The 16694-nt window shown below is 71.4% G+C and carries 12 protein-coding genes; 7 read left to right on the plus strand and 5 right to left on the minus strand.

What is annotated here, in order from left to right; translation table 11 throughout:
- Nucleotide 1: 1 nt before the first annotated feature.
- Entirely contained in the window at nt 2-1240 is a 1239-nt protein-coding gene (locus H4W31_RS34285; RefSeq protein WP_192770398.1) for a glycosyltransferase, read from the minus strand.
- Nucleotides 1227-2243 carry a glycosyltransferase gene (locus tag H4W31_RS34290; protein ID WP_318783564.1) on the minus strand — a complete coding sequence of 339 codons (1017 nt, stop codon included), beginning with the start codon at nt 2241-2243 and terminating at the stop codon, nt 1227-1229. The genes H4W31_RS34285 and H4W31_RS34290 overlap by 14 nt, the downstream gene beginning before the upstream one ends.
- A gap of 322 nt (nt 2244-2565) precedes the next feature.
- Here H4W31_RS34290 and H4W31_RS34295 point away from each other — a divergent pair, with 322 nt between their 5' ends.
- Together H4W31_RS34295 and H4W31_RS34300 are read left to right on the plus strand one after the other, a co-directional pair.
- Nucleotides 2566-3834 carry a DUF1800 domain-containing protein gene (locus tag H4W31_RS34295; protein WP_192770400.1) on the plus strand — a complete coding sequence of 423 codons (1269 nt, stop codon included), beginning with the start codon at nt 2566-2568 and terminating at the stop codon, nt 3832-3834.
- Nucleotide 3835: 1 nt separating this feature from the next.
- Nucleotides 3836-5095 (plus strand): DUF1501 domain-containing protein, encoded by a 1260-nt coding sequence (locus H4W31_RS34300; RefSeq protein ID WP_192770401.1) that lies wholly within the window; start codon nt 3836-3838, stop codon nt 5093-5095.
- Nucleotides 5096-5145: 50 nt separating this feature from the next.
- On the opposite strand, the gene H4W31_RS34305 is transcribed toward H4W31_RS34300, so the two are convergent.
- Complete coding sequence (locus H4W31_RS34305) at nt 5146-6708, minus strand: sugar transferase (RefSeq protein WP_225945826.1); 1563 nt, start codon at nt 6706-6708, stop codon at nt 5146-5148.
- 146 nt (nt 6709-6854) lie between these two features.
- Nucleotides 6855-7940: an LCP family protein gene (locus H4W31_RS34310; protein ID WP_192770402.1), complete on the minus strand. Its 1086-nt coding sequence runs from the start codon at nt 7938-7940 to the stop codon at nt 6855-6857.
- A gap of 242 nt (nt 7941-8182) precedes the next feature.
- Between H4W31_RS34310 and H4W31_RS34315 the strand changes: the two genes are divergently transcribed.
- The 5 genes from H4W31_RS34315 (at nt 8183) to H4W31_RS34335 (ending at nt 15313) form a co-directional block, all read left to right on the plus strand.
- Nucleotides 8183-8632 (plus strand): hypothetical protein, encoded by a 450-nt coding sequence (locus H4W31_RS34315; protein WP_192770403.1) that lies wholly within the window; start codon nt 8183-8185, stop codon nt 8630-8632.
- 110 nt (nt 8633-8742) lie between these two features.
- Entirely contained in the window at nt 8743-10515 is a 1773-nt protein-coding gene (locus tag H4W31_RS34320; protein ID WP_192770404.1) for an Hsp70 family protein, read from the plus strand.
- Between the two features lie 187 nt (nt 10516-10702).
- Nucleotides 10703-12946, plus strand: a complete 2244-nt coding sequence (locus H4W31_RS34325; protein WP_192770405.1) for an APC family permease — start codon at nt 10703-10705, stop codon at nt 12944-12946.
- Between the two features lie 93 nt (nt 12947-13039).
- Nucleotides 13040-14554: a serine/threonine-protein kinase gene (locus H4W31_RS34330; protein ID WP_318783565.1), complete on the plus strand. Its 1515-nt coding sequence runs from the start codon at nt 13040-13042 to the stop codon at nt 14552-14554.
- A 249-nt stretch (nt 14555-14803) separates the two neighbouring features.
- Complete coding sequence (locus H4W31_RS34335; RefSeq protein ID WP_192770406.1) at nt 14804-15313, plus strand: GNAT family N-acetyltransferase; 510 nt, start codon at nt 14804-14806, stop codon at nt 15311-15313.
- Nucleotides 15314-15331: 18 nt separating this feature from the next.
- Here the strand turns inward: H4W31_RS34335 and H4W31_RS34340 are convergent, their stop codons facing one another.
- Entirely contained in the window at nt 15332-16636 is a 1305-nt protein-coding gene (locus H4W31_RS34340) for a radical SAM protein (RefSeq protein WP_192770407.1), read from the minus strand.
- Between the last annotated feature and the right edge of the window lie 58 nt (nt 16637-16694).

A 16694-nucleotide genomic window follows, 5' to 3' on the forward strand; every position in this document is an offset into this window, starting at 1 on the left:
CTCACTTCCCGCCCGCGTTCGGTCGCGCCTGCCGGACCGCCTGGAAGAACCCGGCGTGGAAGCTCCGGCACTCCTCGTCGGTACGGATCCCCGGCGTCGCCGCCGCGCCCGCGGCCAGCCCGGCCCGCAACTGCGTCGAGTCCGCCAGCCTCAGCAACGCCTGGCCGAGCGCCTCGGGATCGTTCGGGGGTACGAGGAGGCCGTTGACGCCGGACCGGATCCACTCCCCCGGCCCGCCGCCCTCGGTGGCGACGATCGGCAGTGCCCGGGCCAGTCCCTGGATGACGGTCTGTCCCAGCGGTTCCGGTCTGGTCGACGCGTGTACCAGCACATCGATCGAGTCGAGGAAGCCCGGTACGTCGTCGACGTGACCGAGCAGATCCACCTGGTCCACGATGCCCAGTTCGGCGACGAGGCGACGGATCTCGGTCTCGTAGGCCGTCTCGGCGAACAGCGGTGCTCCGGCGATCCGGGCCCGTACGTCGGTGCCCCGGAAGGCCAGTGCGAACGCGCGGAGGAAGACGTGCTGACCCTTCCACCGCTGTAGCCGCCCGACCATGCCGATCCGCCGTACCGCCGGGGCGGGACGGGGAACGGTGACCCGCCGATCGATGCCGACCGGGCTCTGGATCACCATCCTGGGCAGTCCGGGCCGGAGCCACTGCTCGGCCGAGGCCAGCGTCGTACGCGAGTTGGCGATCACGCCGTCGGCCCGGCCCAACGCGATCCTGGTGAACGCCCCGAAGCCGAACCGGCCCAGGCTCTCGGCCGTGACGAGGTCGCGCAGGTGCACGACCAACGGTTTGGTCCCGCCCCGGTCGGCGAACGCGGAGCAGATCGCCGCGGCGGCCGTGTTGGCGTGCACGAGATCGGCGTCCCGGAACAGCCGGCTGCGTCCCAGCACACCGGCGCCGGCCTGTAGGGCACGCAGGTAACGCGCCGCGAGCAGGAGGCTTCCGCCCCGGGTGCCGCCGGTGGGCAGCGCCGGCAGGTTCCGCTCCAGTACCACGCCGTGCGCGGTCAACGCGTCGAAGGCGGTGCCGTTACCGGGCGTGCAGAGCCGGGCCAGCCAGTGCCGCTGCTGCTGGCTGAGCAGCCGGGCGAGGGCCAACTCGGCGCCGCCGCGCTGCGCGGTGTGGCTGACGTGCAGCACCGTCATCGCCGACGGTCCGGCCGGGTCGCCGTCGGCCGGGCCGAACAGTTGGTCCGGCACCGGGCTGTCGCCGTCAGCGAGACTCATGGTCGATCCACGCTGACATCCTCGCCGCGAACTCCTGGCCGGAGAAAGCGGTGGCATGGTTCCGGATCCGCTCGGGCATCAGCTCGGGCAGCCGCCGGACGAGCGGGGCGAAGTCCGCCGGATCCAACGAGTCGACCAGGAAGCCGGTCTCCCCGTCGGTCACCGTCTCCAACAGGCCGCCCCGGCGCAGTCCCAGCACCGGGGTACCGCACGCCTGGGCCTCGACCGGGATGATGCCGAAGTCCTCGTGCACCGGAAACAGCAACGCCCGCGCCCCCCAGTAGAGCTGCCGCAACCTCTCCTTGCCGGGCATGACCTCGAACGTGACGGGTACGCCGACCCGGTCCGCCAGCCGCCGCAGGTTCGTCTCCTCCGGTCCGGAGCCGGCGAGCACGAGCGGCAGCCCGGCCGCTTCCGCGATCCCGATGACGAGGTCGAAGTTCTTGTACGGGATCCATCGGCCCACCCCGAGCAGATAGTCCCGGGACTGGCTCCGGTCGACCGCTGGCGCGGCGGCGAAGTAGTCCGTGTCGACCGGCGGATTGATCACCGTCGCGTCGCGTCGCCAGTAGCGCCGGATCCGGTTCTGCACCTCGCGCGAGTTCGCCGCGTAACTGTGCACATGCCGGCTGAGCCGTACGTCCGCGGCCCGCAAGACCCGTCGGGGTGGGGCCAGCAGCGGACTCGCGCCGCGGCCGTCGAACGTCGGGCTCCAGAGATAGCGCGCCGGGGCGTGTACGTAGCTGAGGTACCGGGTCTGCTCCGGTGAGCCCAGCCGGACCGTGTGCGCGAACGCGTGACTGGAGGAGATGACGACGTCGTAGCGTTCCCGGGTGAGCGTCCGCCAGACGAGCGGCATCAGCGGCAGCGCCAGCGCCTTGCTGCGGGTCAGTGGGGTCCGGGCCAGCCAGGACTCGCGGAGGCCGGGCTCGGTGACGTCGCGGTCCTTCCACAGCACGAAGCGCTCGGCGTGCGGCACCAGGTCGGCGATGCGCCGGAACACCTCCTCCGACCCGCCCGTCGCGCCGAACCACTCGTGGACCAGTGCGACCGAACGACCGCGGAGCGGACGAAACTCGCAGGACCTGCCGAGGTCCGACTGCCGCCCGGTCGGGATCACGTCGCCGGGAGTTTCGCCGGAGACCGACCAATGCGGGCGCGGTTCGCGGGCCGGACGCCATGACATGCCAACTTGGACTCTCCCGCAGGTACCGAACCAGCCAGTTCCAGGCCGGGATGATACAGCAGCACCAGGACCCCGACCATCAGCGGCGTCGGTTCGGGCCCGAGTGCCGATCGACGTGCTCGCCACCTATGGTTGCAGGATGACCGACGACGTCGCGTTGCTGCTGCGTCGGGCCGGCTTCGGTCCGACCGCCGCGGAACTGGCCGCGGCGCGGCAGGCCGGTTACGAGGCGACCGTGTCGACCCTCGTCGCCCCGTTCGGGCCCGACATCGGGGCGAGCAGCGCGCCGATGCCGGACCTCGGGCTGGACCCGTACGCCGAGAACCCGAACCCGACCAGCCGGCAACGCGCCGAGGCCGACCGGATCCGGAAGACGCAGACGGATCTGATCACCCGGTGGTGGCTGGAGCGGATGGTGGTGGCCAACCACCAGGCCGTCGAGAAGCTGCTGTTCTTCTGGCACGGGCACTGGGCAACCTCGGTGACGAAGGTCAAGAGCCCGCAGCTCATGCTGGCGCAGCACCGCAGCCTCCGGGAGTCACGCGACATCGCGGACACCGCACGGCGGATGATCGTCGACCCCGCCCTGGTCTACTGGCTGGACGGGCACCTCAACACCAAGCGGGCGCCGAACGAGAACCTCGGCCGTGAGCTGCTCGAACTGTTCCTGCTGGGGCACGGACAGTACACCGAACGGGACGTCAAGGAGGTGGGTCGGGCGCTCACCGGCTGGCGGATCAACCTGCGCGCCGCGACCTCGGTCCTCGACCCCCGGGAGCACGACAACGGACGGAAGACGATCCTCGGCTCGACCGAGAAGTTCACCGCCACCAGCGTGGTGAACCTGCTGTTGGGCCGGATCGAGTGCGTACGGTTCATCGCCTCCAGGTTGTGGTTCCGCTACGCCTCGTCGACAACGCCCGTTCCGGATCGGACCAGTGCCCGGATGGCCGGCGCGTTTCCGGCCCCGATGTCGATGCTCCGCGCCCTCTACACGGACGAGGCGTTCGCCACCACCCGGGACACGATGGTGAAGCAACCCATCGAGTGGCTGGTCGGCGCCATGCGGCAACTGGAGCTGCGTCCGACGAGGATCCCCGCCGAGACCCTGACCCAGCTCATCGACGGACTCGGTGGACTCGGACAACGACCGTTCGCACCGCCCAGCGTCGGCGGCTGGCCGGCCGGGGCCACCTGGTTGACCTCGGCCGGTGCGCAGGTGCGGCTGAGCCTGGCCGGCAAGCTCGCCAGCCAGCTCACGCCGGGTCGGCTGACTCCGGAGGACGTGGCGTACATTCTCTGCATCGACAAGTGGACCGACAGGACCTACGCCGTGCTGCGCGACGTACGAAACGCACGTCTGCTGCTGACGCTCGGACTCGTCAGCCCCGAATACCTGGTGACCTGAGATGGACGCGCTCACCCGACGTCGGTTTCTCGTCGCCTCCGGGGTGCTGAGCGGCGGCGCGGTGGCGGCCGGTGCCGGCGCGATCGGCCTGGCCCGGCTGTTGGGCACCTCGTCGAAGGCGGCTCCCCCGGACCCGACCCGGCAGACCAGCAAGGTGGTGCTGGTCACCCTCTACGGCGGCAACGACGGGCTGAACACCGTCATCCCGTACGCGGACCGGGCCTACCACTCGGCCCGGCCGGAGTTGGCGTACGCCTCCCGCGAGGTGCTGCGGCTGGACGACAAGCTCGGGCTCAACCCCAGGCTGCGTGGCCTGAAGGGACTCTGGGACGCCAAACGGCTCGGCATCGTGCTCGGGGTGGGGTACCCGAAACCGGACCGGAGCCACTTCCGGTCGATGGACATCTGGCAGACCGCGTCGCCGGGCAGCCCCGCGCCGACAGGTTGGGTGGGACGGTGGCTCGACGGCGTGAACGCACCCGTCGAGGCGGCCGTGAGCTTCGAGCCGGTGCTTCCGCCCCTGCTGGTGGGCAGGTCCCGGATCGGCGCCTGCGTCAGCTACCGAGGCCTCACCCTGCCCGACTGGATCAGTCCCGACCTGGTCGCGGCCCTGGGCCGCAGTCAGCCGAACGAGCCGGAGATGCAGGCCCGCGCCGCGGCCTCGTTCGCGGACCTGCTCACCATGGGCGACGTGGTCCGGGCGGCCGGGCAGCCGACCCAAACGCCGGATGCGGGCGACGAACCCGCCGTGCCGGCCACGAGCACCGGTGGGGAGAACGCCCTCACCGCCCAGCTCGCGCTCGTGGCCCGCTGCGTCGAGGTCGGTGTGCCGACCCAGGTCTACTCGGTGAGCCTGGGCGGATTCGACACCCACGCCGAGGAGCGGGCCGGACACGAGGTGTTGCTGAAGCAGCTCGACGAGGCCCTGACGAGCTTCGTGGCCAGGATGGCCGAGACCGATGCCGGACGGCAGGTGGTGGTGGTCGTCTACAGCGAGTTCGGCCGGCGGGTCCGGGCGAACGCCTCCGACGGCACCGACCACGGGACTGCCGGGCCCGTCTTCGTCCTGGGGCCCCGGGTGGTCGGCGGGTTCTACGGCGAGCAGCCCAGCCTGACCGATCTGGACGACGGCGACCTCAAGGCCACCGTGGACTTCCGGGACGTCTTCGGTACGGTCCTCGGCTCCGTGCTGGGCGCGGACCCGGCCCGCTACCTGGAGGGCTACCAGGGAAAACTGCTGCCCTTCGTACCCTCCGACTGACCGTTACCGGGGCGGATCGGCGGATCGCCCCGGGCCCGGCGCCCGCCCGGTCATCGGCCACCGCCCCGGAACACCTCGGCGACCGTCCGGAGCAGTACCTTCGTGTCCAGCCAGAGCGACCAGTTCTCGATGTAGTAGTTGTCGAACCGGGCCCGGTCGGAGATCGGGGTGTCGCCACGTAGTCCGCTCACCTGGGCCAGGCCGGTGAGCCCCACCGGGACCCGGTGCCGCATCGCGTAGTCCGGGTGCTCGGCGGAGAACTTCTCTACGAAGTACGGGCGCTCCGGCCGGGGGCCGACCACCGTCATGTCGCCCCGGAGGATGTTCCAGAGCTGCGGCAGCTCGTCCAGCGACGTACGGCGCATGAACCGGCCGATCGGCCCGACCCGTAGGTCGCCCGCTATCGACCATCTCGTCTGCGACTCGTGGTCGTCCCGGGGTCGCATCGTACGGAACTTGATGACGTCGAACGGCTCGCCGTACCTGCCGATGCGCTGCTGCCGGAAGAAGATGCCCCGGCCCCCTTCGCAGAGGGTCAGCAGCGCGCAGATCGCGATGACCGGGCTGAGCAGCACCAACGCGATCGACGCCAGCACGATGTCGGACGCCCGTTTGGCCATCCACCGCGGGCCGGACAGGGTGGTGTGGCGGATCTGCACGACGGGGATCGCACCGATGTGGTCGGGCAGTCCGCCGGGAGAGCGGGATCCCCACAGCCTCGGCACGGTCCACAGGTCGCAGCGGGCGTACGCCGGGTGGGCCAGGATCTCCATCAACCGGGGTTCCAGGCAGTGCGGGTCGGCGACGATGAGGACGTCACACTCGACCATCGCGACCCGTTGTTCGAGGTTGTCGAGGGTACCGATCAGCGGCGGGCGCCCCGGAGCCTGCTCGTCGTCGACGTCGACGCAGCCGACGAACCGGAGGCCGTACTGGGGATACCGGCGCAGTAGCCGGGCCAGTTCGGCGGCGATCGGACCGCTGCCGATGATGATGGCGTTGTGCTCCACCCAGCGTCGCCGTCGGGCCAGCAGGACCATGCTCCGGGTGATCGCCCGGCCCAGGATGACCAGGCCGGCGGAGAGGGCGACCCCCCGCATGAAGCCGGCGACGTACTCCACCGATCCGTGCCGCATCGCGGCGATGATCGCCACGATGGCCGCGGTGGCGAGCAGTCGGCCGCCGAGATTGGGCAGCTCGTCGAGGATGCTCATGTGCCGGCGTCCACGGTAGAGCCCGCCGGTCGCGAAGATGGCGACGGTGAGCCCGGCCGCGAACAGGGTGCCGCGCCAGTAGCGGTCGGAGAGCATCAGCGGTGCCAGCAGGGCGGCGAGGTCGACGGGAGCGGTCACCATCCAGGCGCGGAGCCGGCGGGTACGCCCCGACGCGACCGACCCGGCATAGGGCAGTACGGCGGTGGTGTCGAGTCCGGATCGGGTCCGGACCGGGGCGGCCGGCTCGATCGGCGTACGTGGGCGGGGAATGCTCCGCGCCTCGTCAGCCTCGTCCGCCGTCCCGACCTCCGTCCCGGAGCCCGGTGCCAGTCGGCCGGCCGGATCGCTGTCGGACAGGTCCGCCGCCGGACCATGGTGGACCGCCCCCCAGCTCGACATCTCCATGACCTCCCCCGTGCCCTCGGCGCAGCACCTCACGCCGCGAGCGGTCGCCAGCAGAATACGGCCGGCTCAGCCGCTCCACCAGACGGTAACCTGGCGGCTCACGACGGTCGCTGGTGCGGGTGGCGGAACGCGGCTACGGGCTACTTCGCGGCGCGAAGGATCTCCGGGACCGCGTCACGGCGGACGGCGTCGTAGAACTTCTTGGCCTCGTCGGTCCTGGCGAACACCACACTCTCGTCGCCGACCTGACCGGTTCCCTGGGTCGGGCTGGTGACGAAGGTCAGGTTGTTGCTACGCAGGTGGCGCAGCTCCATCGCCAGGTCGAGCATGGACATGGTCTTGTCCACCGAGACGGCATCGGCGGAGGCCTTGACGAACGAGTTCAGTCGCGCCGGGTTGGCGAGCGTGCCACCGGAGGCGGCCTTGTCCAGGATCGCCCTGATGACCTGCTGCTGGTGCCGGATCCGGGCGAAGTCCCCGTCCTTGAAGGCGAAGCGTTCCCGGGCGTAGTCCAGCGCCTTCGCACCGTCCATCGTCTGCCTGCCCTTGGTGAACTCCCGTCGTCCACCCGGCAGCAGGGAGTGGGTCGAGGTGAAGCTCTCCTCGACGGTGATCTGTACGCCGCCCAGCGCGTCCACGATCTCCTTGAAGCCGGCGAAGTCGACGATCGCGACGTGGTCGATCCGGACCCCGGTGAACTTCTCGACCGTCTGCACCATCAGCGGAAGACCGCCCCAGGCGTACCCGGCGTTGATTTTGGCGTTCCGGCCGCCGTGCTTGCCGTCCTTGCTCTTGGGCACGTTCACCCAGGTGTCCCGGGGAATCGACACCAGTTGGGCGCTCGACCGGTCCTTGGGCAGGTGGGCGAGGATGATGGTGTCGCTGCGTGAACCGGAGGTGTTCGCCGGGTCACGGGTGTCGCTGCCGAGGACGAGGATGTTCTTGGCATCCTGCGCCACCTTGACCGGGCGCGACTCCGCGGGCACCTCGTCGAACGCCTCCACGCGTTCGATGCCGCCCTCCACCGAACGCACGTAGAGGCCCGCCGCGACCGCGCCACCGGCGCCGAGCAGTGCCAACACCAACAGCGTGATCAGGACTATCCGCCTGGTACGGCGCCGCTTCGTGGGCGCGGGTGCCTCGGTCGGCTGCCCCTCGGGGGTCACCTCGGTGGCCTCGGTGGCCTCGGTGGAGTCGGACTCCGCGAGTTGGGGTTGGTGTGGCATGGCTCGATGCTACTGATGGCCGCAACCTGCCTGCTGCCCCGGTTCAGGTGGTATCCGCCACCGTGCGCCGCAAACGGGGGCGGGCCGGCCCGGCGGGCCGCGCTGACAGCACCATCCGTCGGCCCCTTGCCGGCCACCGACGCAGGTCAGGGCGCCTCCGAGCAGTGTCCACAAGGGTCGTTGGGCAACTCGGACCGAGAACCTGACGAGCATTGTCAGGTATAGCTGAGAAGATCGACGGCATGAACGACTTCGATTTCCTTATCGGCTCCTGGAACATAGTCAACCGCCAGCTCAAGACGCTGCTCGTCGGCAGCGACGACTGGGAGACCTACTCCTCCACCAGCACCTGCTACCGAATCTTCGAAGGCGGCGGCAACACCGAGGAGATCGTCTTCACCGGCCGGGGCAATCGCGGCCTGACCCTCCGACTGTTCGACCTCGAACGCAAGGAGTGGTCGCTCTACTGGGCGAGCAGCCGTACCGGGCTGCTCTACCCGCCCGTCGTCGGCACCTTCACCGACGGCTGCGGGGACTTCTACGGCGACGACACGCACGAGGGCACCCCGATCCGGGCGCACTTCAGGTGGTCCGACATCACCCCGACCTCCGCGCGCTGGGAGCAGCGGTTCTCCGTCGACGCTGGACAGACCTGGGAGACCAACTGGGTCATGGAGTACAACCGGGTGTAGGCGTACGCCGTCTGCGGCCGACCGGCCCCGGAGATCCGGGCGGGTCGGCCGCCGTCGTACCGGGTCCGGTCGCCGGCTCCGGACGTCCGGCTTCGCTATTGTTCTGCACCGTGGTCAGCGCCCCTCGACTCGCGATCGACTTCGGCACCTCACACACCGTCGCGGTGTGTCGGTGGCGCGACGACGAGGGCCGGCCGCTGCTCTTCGACACCTCTCCGCTGCTTCCCTCGGCGGTACTCGCCGACGCCACCGGCCGGCTGCTCGTCGGTCGGGACGCGGTACGCGCCGGCCGGACGGATCCGGGCAGCCTGGAGCCGTACCCGAAACGGCGGATCGACGAGGGCAGCATCCTGCTGGGCCGCACGGAGGTGGCCGTCGTCGACGTGGTCGCCGCCGTGTTGCGGCGCTGTGCGGACGAGGCGGTCCGGGTCGCGGGGCGCCCGATCGGCGAACTCGTGCTGACCCATCCGGCGGCCTGGGGACCCCGGCGCCGCGAGATCCTCGTCCACGCGGCCGGCCGGGCCGGGCTGCCCCGACCCGCGCTGCTGGCCGAACCGGTCGCCGCCGCCACCTACTTCACCACGGTCCTGGCCAGATCCGTCCGGACCGGCGCCGCCGTCGTCGTCTACGACTTCGGCGCCGGCACCTTCGACGTGGCGGTCCTGCGGCGCCGGCCCGACGGCGGCTGGGACGTCGCCGACAGTCAGGGCCTTGCCGACCTCGGCGGCATCGACCTGGACGGCATCGTCGTCGAGCGGGTACGCGCCGCAGCCGCCGCAACCGACGAGGAGCGCTGGCACCGGCTGACCCGACCCGGCACCGAGCCGGACCTACGGCATCGGCAGGCGCTCTGGGAGGAGGCCCGCGCGGCCAAGGAGCAACTGTCCCGACGCAGTACCGCCGGGGTGCACCTGCCGATCTTCGAGCGGGACGTGCACGTGACCCGGGAGGAGTTCGAGAGCGCCGCGAACGCCACGATCGAGCGGACCGTGGCGTTGACCGCCGCGACGATGTCCGCCAGCGGACTCGATCCGGCACAGGTGGCCGGGCTGTTCCTGGTCGGCGGCGCCAGCCGGGTCCCCCTGGTGGCCACCAGCCTGCACCGCCGGCTCGGTCTGGCACCCACCATCATCGAACAGCCCGAACTGGTCGTCGCCCAGGGTGCGCTGCTCGCGACCGTGCTCGGCACGGGCCAGCCCCCGCCCGCACCGCCGGACGCCGGACCGATCTCCGCACACCCCACTCCGACGGACGGCGCCCCGTCACCCGGGCGGCCGGTGGCCCCGGTCGGCCCGGTCGGCCCGGTCGGCACGCCCCGCACGCCACGCACGCCCGGCCCGCCCGCCGTCGCCTGGCAGCGGCGCCGGAGCACCTGGATCGGTGCCGCCGCCGTGCTCCTCGTACTCGTCGTCGCCGGGGTGGTGGCGGTGGTACAGGCGAACCGACAACCCCCGCTCGGCGCGACGGGACGGGCCAACGAGCAGGTGATCGAGTCCCCGGCGCTCCGCGCGTTCGCCCGTCCGTGGCTCGATCACGTCACCGACTGCCAGCAGCGCATTCCGGACACGTACGGCGGGCGGGCCACCGAGTACGTCGCGTGTGCCGGCGACGGCTGGGAGGTCCAGTTCCGGGCCCTGGCCGACCGGGAGGGGCGGAACCTGTCCCGGGACCAGCGCGCGACCGTGTACAACGGCACTCGCGAGGGGTTCTCCGGTGACCAGCCGCGTTCCGGCACCCGGGTCCGGTACAGCTACGGTGCCGGACAGCAGGTGATCTACTGGGACGACGACGACTCGGCGATGGTCGGCGACCTGACCACGGTCGCCGGCAGCACCCTCGACGTCACGGCCCTGCTCCGGATCTGGGAAGAGCACATCCAGTAGCCGGTCGTGGTCTCCTCGGCCCCGCGGTCGGGGTCCGGCCGGCGCCGACGCTCCTCCCCGGCCCGCTGCTCCGCCCTCCCCGGCCCGCTCCCCCGGCCTTTTCCGGCCGGAAATCGCCATTCGCGTGCCGCCGGTCGCCCGGATCGGTGACAGTGCGAGGCGGGAGAGGCCGAGGACGGGGCGGAGCATGGGCGCGGGGCGGCGGGAGCGGGACGGGGACGGTTCGACGCCGCCGGAGCACCCGACGATCACCTTCAGCCCGTCGGCCGAGTTTCCCCCGCTGAGCGAGACCGAACTGGGCGCACTGCACGACGTCGGCCAGCGGTGGCGGGCCGACCTGGGCGGGCATCGGCCCCGGGACGCCGTACTTCCGCTGGACCCCAGCCTCGAGCAGTACCGGCGTCCACCGGCTCCGGGCCGCTTCGGCCGGCTGGGCCGGATCGAGATGTTCCGGACCGAGCGGCGTGGCCAGTTGACCGCGACCGGGTCGGCGGACGCCTCCGGCACCCGGTTGCGCCGGACCCTGGCCCGGCTCCGGCGCGTCCTGCTCGGGCCACCGCTGGCCAGCGCCGCCGTGTTGCAGGAACGGATGCGCAAGCTGGTCGCCCTGCCGGTGCTCTCCTCGGACCTGCTCTCCTCGGTGGCCTACGGACCCGAGGCGATGCTGGCCATCCTGGTACTGGCCGGCAGTGGCGCGCTCGGGCTCTCCCTGCCGATCGCCGCCGGACTGGTGGTGCTGATGATCACGGTCGGTACGTCGTACCGACAGACCATCTACGCCTATCCGCACGGCGCCGGCTCCTACCTGGTGGCCAGCGACAGCCTCGGTCCCCGGTTCGGTCTGACCGCCGCGGCCGGCCTGATCCTCGACTACGTCCTGACCGTCTCGGTGTCGGTGGCGGCCGGGATCGGCGCGATCACCTCGGCGCTGCCCGGACTGACCCCGTTCACCGTGCCCCTCGGCCTGCTGGTGATCGCCGGACTGCTCGCCGGCAACCTGCGCGGCGTACGGGCGGCCGGCAAGATCTTCGCCGCGCCGACGTACCTCTTCATCGCCGCCGTACTGCTGCTCTTCGCCGCCGGCCTGGCCCAGGCGGCGGCGCGCGGGTTCACCCCGGTCCCACCGCCGCCGGTCGGCGCCGTCGAGGGTCTCGGCCTGCTGGTCGTACTCCGGGCCTTCGCCTCCGGCGCGTCCTCGATGACCGGCATCGAGGCGGTCGCGGACGCCGTGCCGGCCTTCCGCCCGGTCGAGTGGCGGCAGGCCCGTACGACGCTCACCTGGATGGTCGGCATCCTGGTGGTGCTCTTCGCCGGGCTGACCATCCTGATCGACTTCAACGGTCTGGTCCCCCGGGGCGACGAGACGCTGCTCTCCCAACTCGCCCGCCGGACGTTCCCCACCGGCCCGTGGTACGCCCTGATCCAGGCGGCGACCACGATGGTGCTGCTGCTGGCCGCGAACACGGCGTTCAACGATTTTCCCCGGCTGCTGTTCTTCATGGCCCGGGACAGCTACGCCCCCCGGCGCTTCCTGCACATGGGCGACCGGCTCGCGTTCAGCAACGGCATCGTCGCGCTGGCCGTCGCGGCGGCGCTCGTCTTCGTCGCGTTCGGCGGCTACACCCAGTCGCTGATCCCGCTCTACGCCGTCGGAGTCTTCCTCGCCTTCACCCTCTCCCAGGCCGGCATGGTGGCGCACTGGCGACGTCACCGGGGCCGCAACTGGCGTCGACGGGCGGCGCTGAACGCCACCGGCGCACTTCTCTGTGGGTTGGTCCTGGTCACCGCGGCGATCACCAAGTTCGTCGAGGGCGCCTGGGTGGTGGTGCTGGCCGTACCGCTGCTGGTGCTGCTCTGCCTGCACATCAGGTGGCACTACGACGCCATGCGACAGGCGCTCGCGTTGCCCCCGCCGGACACGCCCGACCCAGATCAGGGCGGCCGACCGGATCCGATGGGCCGGCCGAACCGGGTGGCGGAGTCGACCGGGCCGGATGACCTGCTGGTGGACCAGACACCACGGGAGGTACGACACCTGGTGGTCGTACCGGTCGCCCGGCTCAACCTGGCCGCAATGCGGGCGCTGGCGTACGCGACCTCACTCGGGCAGCCGGTCTTCGCCGTACACCTCAGTCCCGAGCAGGAGGAGGCCGACCGGTTCCGGCGGCAGTGGGAGACCTGGGGCGACCACCTCCGGCTGGAGACGATCATCTCGCCGTACCGGACCGTCATCGCGCCGCTGGCCCAGTACGTCGAGGCACTGCACACGGTACGGCCGGAGGTCACCCTCACCGTGGTGGTGCCGGAGATCGTGGTCCGCCACCTGTGGCACAAGCTCCTGCACACCAGGACCGAGCTGCGGCTCCGCCGGGCCCTGCGTGACCTGCCCGGCGTGGTGGTCACCAGTGTGCCGATCCACCTGCCCGAATAGGGGCCGACGGCACCGCGCCGGACGGCGGAATGCCACCTTTCGGCCCGGCGTGTGCGACGGCGCGTCGATGTCGTTCCGGAGGAAACTGTCAGGGTGGACTCCCAGCAGGTGCTCGGCGGTCGCTACCGGCTGGAGGACCAGCTCGGTCAGGGCGGCATGGCGGTGGTGTGGCGGGCCCGCGACGAGGTGCTGGGACGTTCCGTCGCGGTCAAGCTACTGGCCGGTCCGCACGCCCAGGACCCGTCGTCTAGGCGGCGGATCCGTCACGAGGCCCGGGCCGCCGCCCTGCTCTCGCACCCCAACATCGCCCAGGTGTACGACTACGGCGAGTCCGTCGACGGCCTGACCTGCGTCCCGTACGTCGTGATGGAACTCGTCTCGGGAAGCACCCTGGAGCAGCGTCTCGCCGCCGGGCCGCTGCCGCCGAAGGTCGCCTTCCGGATCTGTGCCGAGGTGGCCGCGGCGCTGGCCGCCGCCCACGACCAGGGCCTCGTGCACCGGGACATCAAGCCTGGCAACGTGATGGTGACCTCGGCCGGAGCGAAGGTCGTCGACTTCGGTATCGCCGCGGCGGTGGGCCGTAACGACGGGGACGAGTGGGGTGACGAGTTACTGGGCACTCCGGGCTATCTGGCTCCGGAGCGGATCAGCGGCGACGCGGTCGAACCGGCCTCCGACGTGTACGGCGTGGGCGTACTCCTCTACCGGCTGCTGGCCGGTGGTGCCCCGTGGAGCGCGGAGACCGTGACCGGGATGCTCAGGGCGCACGTGTACGTCGAGCCTGCACCGCTGCCGTCGCTGCCCGACGTTCCGGCCAAGGTCAGCGACCTGTGCCGGCGGTGTCTACGGAAGGATCCGGCGCAGCGACCGACCGCCCGGGAGGTGGCCGCCGTCCTCGCCCGGGCTGCCGGGGTGCGGATCGTCGACGACGAACTCTCCCACTCGGTGGCCCCGGCGGTGGTCGACGGCGAACCGTCGATCGTGCTGGTGTCCCGGCCGGCGAACGGGGCCGGTCGGCCGGCGCGGCGGCACTCGCTCACCCTGGCCGGCGCTGTGGCGACGGTAGCCGTGGTCGGCACGCTGGTCTGGCTCGCCGACCCGACCGGCTCGGGGCAGAATCGGTGGCCCGGAGCGGGGCGACCGGGTCAGAGCGGGCAGCCCGTTGTCGACGCCAGTACGCCCGGAACAGCCCCCGGTGCACCGACGGCTCCCGTCGGCGGCGGCACCCCGGTCGTCGGCGTACCGCCGGCCCGCTCGGGCTCGCCCGGTTCCGATGCCGGCACGGTGCAGTCCGGCCAACCCGATCCGACCTCGGACGGCGGCACACCGGCGCCGACGACCGGGACCCCACCGGCCTCTCCCGAGGAGCCTCCGGTGGACGAGCGGACCCTGTCGTCGGAAGGCGGCTCGGTCCGGGCGACCTGCACCCCGGACGGGGACGCGCGGCTGCTGTCCTGGGCGGCGACCCGGCCGTACAAGGTGGAGCAGGTCGACGCCGGCCCGGCGACAGCGGCCACCGCCGCGTTCCGGCACGGGAACCGGGTCGTGCAGATGACCATCACCTGCACCGACGGCGTGCCCTCGACGGAGAACACCGTCTCCGAATGAGTTTCGCGGGCCGTCCGCTATCTGAGGTGTCGTCCGACGTCCTTGCAGGCCGGCGCCACCGCCCCGGAGAACGTGAGCTCCCCCAGCCGGACGGTCCCACCCGGCCCGGCGGGTAGCTCGCGCATCGCGTCGGCGACCGCCGCCCCGGTATGAGGGAGGCGCCTCCCCCGCGCGAGGGAGGCGGCGCCGTTCCGGCAGGTGGATCATGCCAGGGGTGAGCCGCCCGAGATCGTGGACGGAGGTGCCAGGATGGCCGACGGTACGACCGGCGCAGCTGAGCTAGACCGGGGCATCGCCCTGGTGCCACCGGGGTCGACGGAGGCCCGCCACCTGCTCCGGTGTTACTTCGACGAGATAGTCAGCCGCTACGACGGGCGGCCGGTGTCACCGGAGCGAATCGACACGCTGCTGCGGGACAACCCGGCCGACGACCTGGCGCCGCCACACGGCTGGTTCCTGGTGGCCCGGCTGGATGCCGTGGCGGTCGGCTGCGCCGGTCTACGGCTGCTACCGGCGTACGGCGCCGAGGTGCACCGGGTCTTCGTCGCGCCCGCAGCACGCGGTCACGGGATCGCCTCCCGCCTGCTGCGCCGCCTGGAGGGGCTGGCCCGCGCGCACGGAGTCACCCGACTGCGGCTGACTACCCGGCACGACCTCGTCGAGGCCCGCCGGCTCTACGCCCGACACGGTTATCGGGAGACACCGGCGTACAACGAAGACCCCTATGTCGACCACTGGTTCGCCAAGGAGCTGCGCTGAGCACCTGTCGCCGCGACCTCAGTTCGCCGGCAGGGTGTCCATGAACGAGCTGACCGAGAAGACCGCGTTGCCGGCCCCGGGCGGGCCGTAGCCGGGCGGGCTGCTCAGCCCGTTGGCCTCCATCGTCGCCCGGTACGCCTCCAGCAGCCGGATGTGGTACTCCAGCGGTGCGCCGGCGGGATTCATCTTGCCGAGCGGGGTGGTCGGTTCCGGGCACCAGGTGGTGAAGCGTGGCGTGATCCCCCGGGACATGAAGTACTGCAGCCCCTCGGTGGTGGACTGGATCGCCTCGTCGACCGTGCGGAAGCCGTACGGCTCGGCCATCTCGATCCCGGCGACGAAGTTCGGGATGACGTTACGTGGACCGAAGACCTCGGCGGAGTCGAGGATCCGGCGGTGCCACTCCTCGCGACCGACGTACCGCTCCTTGCCCGGGCAGTGCAGCTCGAACAGCCGCTTGTCCCAGACCTCGTAGTTCGGGTGGTAGATCCGGATGCCGTAGTCGTGGAACCGCTGCACGTCGGCCTTGGGCAGCGCCTGCGCGACGACCTTGCCGATCCACCGGCCGGGGAAGCGCTCCTCGATCGCCTTGGCGTACCGGCCGTAGAAGTCGGCCTCGGCCAGCCCGTCGACCTTGGAGGTGATGCTGCCGCCGGTGAGGGTGTACGCGTGCGAGGCGCCGGCGGTGTCGTACCGGTCGATGATCTCCATCGCCTCCAGCACCTCGTCCACCGGCTTCACTCCGGTGTACGGCCGACCCGCCGCCTTGTGCTGCCGCCAGTTGTGGTTGATGTCGCAGTACTGGCACTCCTCCTTGGCGCCGAAGTACTGGCAGACCCGGAAGACCGTCAGGTAGATCAGGTAGCCCCACTGGATGGTGGGCGCGACCTCCATCACCGACTTGCCGTTGCCGAGGGTGTGCCGGTAGTACTCCGGCATCGGCGGCAGCCCGACGTCGGCGATCGGGCGGTCGTCCAGGTAGAGCCGGAGCACGCCGTCGCCGCCGTCCTTCACCCGGTACGGCGAGTCCGGGTTGACCCGGACCGAGACGACGGTACGGCGCAGCTCGTACGGGCCGCCGGTCAGGACGATCTCCTCGGGCGGCCGGCGCAGTGCCGCCGAACCCAGCTCCGGCAGGGTGCGGTGGTCGAACGAGAAGATGAAGTACGACTTCGGCTTGACCTCGCCGCCCTCGTTGTCGGTCAGCGCCGAGTCGTCGAATGCCATCCCGCCGCGCAGCAGGTCTTCCTTGATGACCGCCTCGCGGGGAATGTGCGGAAAGCGCCCCATGAGGTCCTCGATGAGATCAGTGCGGGTCTGCACGCGCGCTCCTCCGGTCCGCTGTGACGCTGTCGGGTCTCTCGACGAACTCGACGAGGCC

The organism is Plantactinospora soyae (genome assembly GCF_014874095.1).
GTDB classification, from domain to species: Bacteria; Actinomycetota; Actinomycetes; order Mycobacteriales; family Micromonosporaceae; genus Plantactinospora; species Plantactinospora soyae.

Coding starts and splice junctions, on each gene's coding strand:
- H4W31_RS34285 (WP_192770398.1), bottom strand. CDS start 1,240: ATGAGTCTCGCTGACGGCGACAGCCCGGTGCCGGACCAACTGTTCGGC.
- H4W31_RS34295 (WP_192770400.1), top strand. CDS start 2,566: ATGACCGACGACGTCGCGTTGCTGCTGCGTCGGGCCGGCTTCGGTCCG.
- H4W31_RS34300 (WP_192770401.1), top strand. CDS start 3,836: ATGGACGCGCTCACCCGACGTCGGTTTCTCGTCGCCTCCGGGGTGCTG.
- H4W31_RS34305 (WP_225945826.1), bottom strand. CDS start 6,708: ATGTCGAGCTGGGGGGCGGTCCACCATGGTCCGGCGGCGGACCTGTCC.
- H4W31_RS34310 (WP_192770402.1), bottom strand. CDS start 7,940: ATGCCACACCAACCCCAACTCGCGGAGTCCGACTCCACCGAGGCCACC.
- H4W31_RS34315 (WP_192770403.1), top strand. CDS start 8,183: ATGAACGACTTCGATTTCCTTATCGGCTCCTGGAACATAGTCAACCGC.
- H4W31_RS34325 (WP_192770405.1), top strand. CDS start 10,703: ATGGGCGCGGGGCGGCGGGAGCGGGACGGGGACGGTTCGACGCCGCCG.
- H4W31_RS34335 (WP_192770406.1), top strand. CDS start 14,804: ATGGCCGACGGTACGACCGGCGCAGCTGAGCTAGACCGGGGCATCGCC.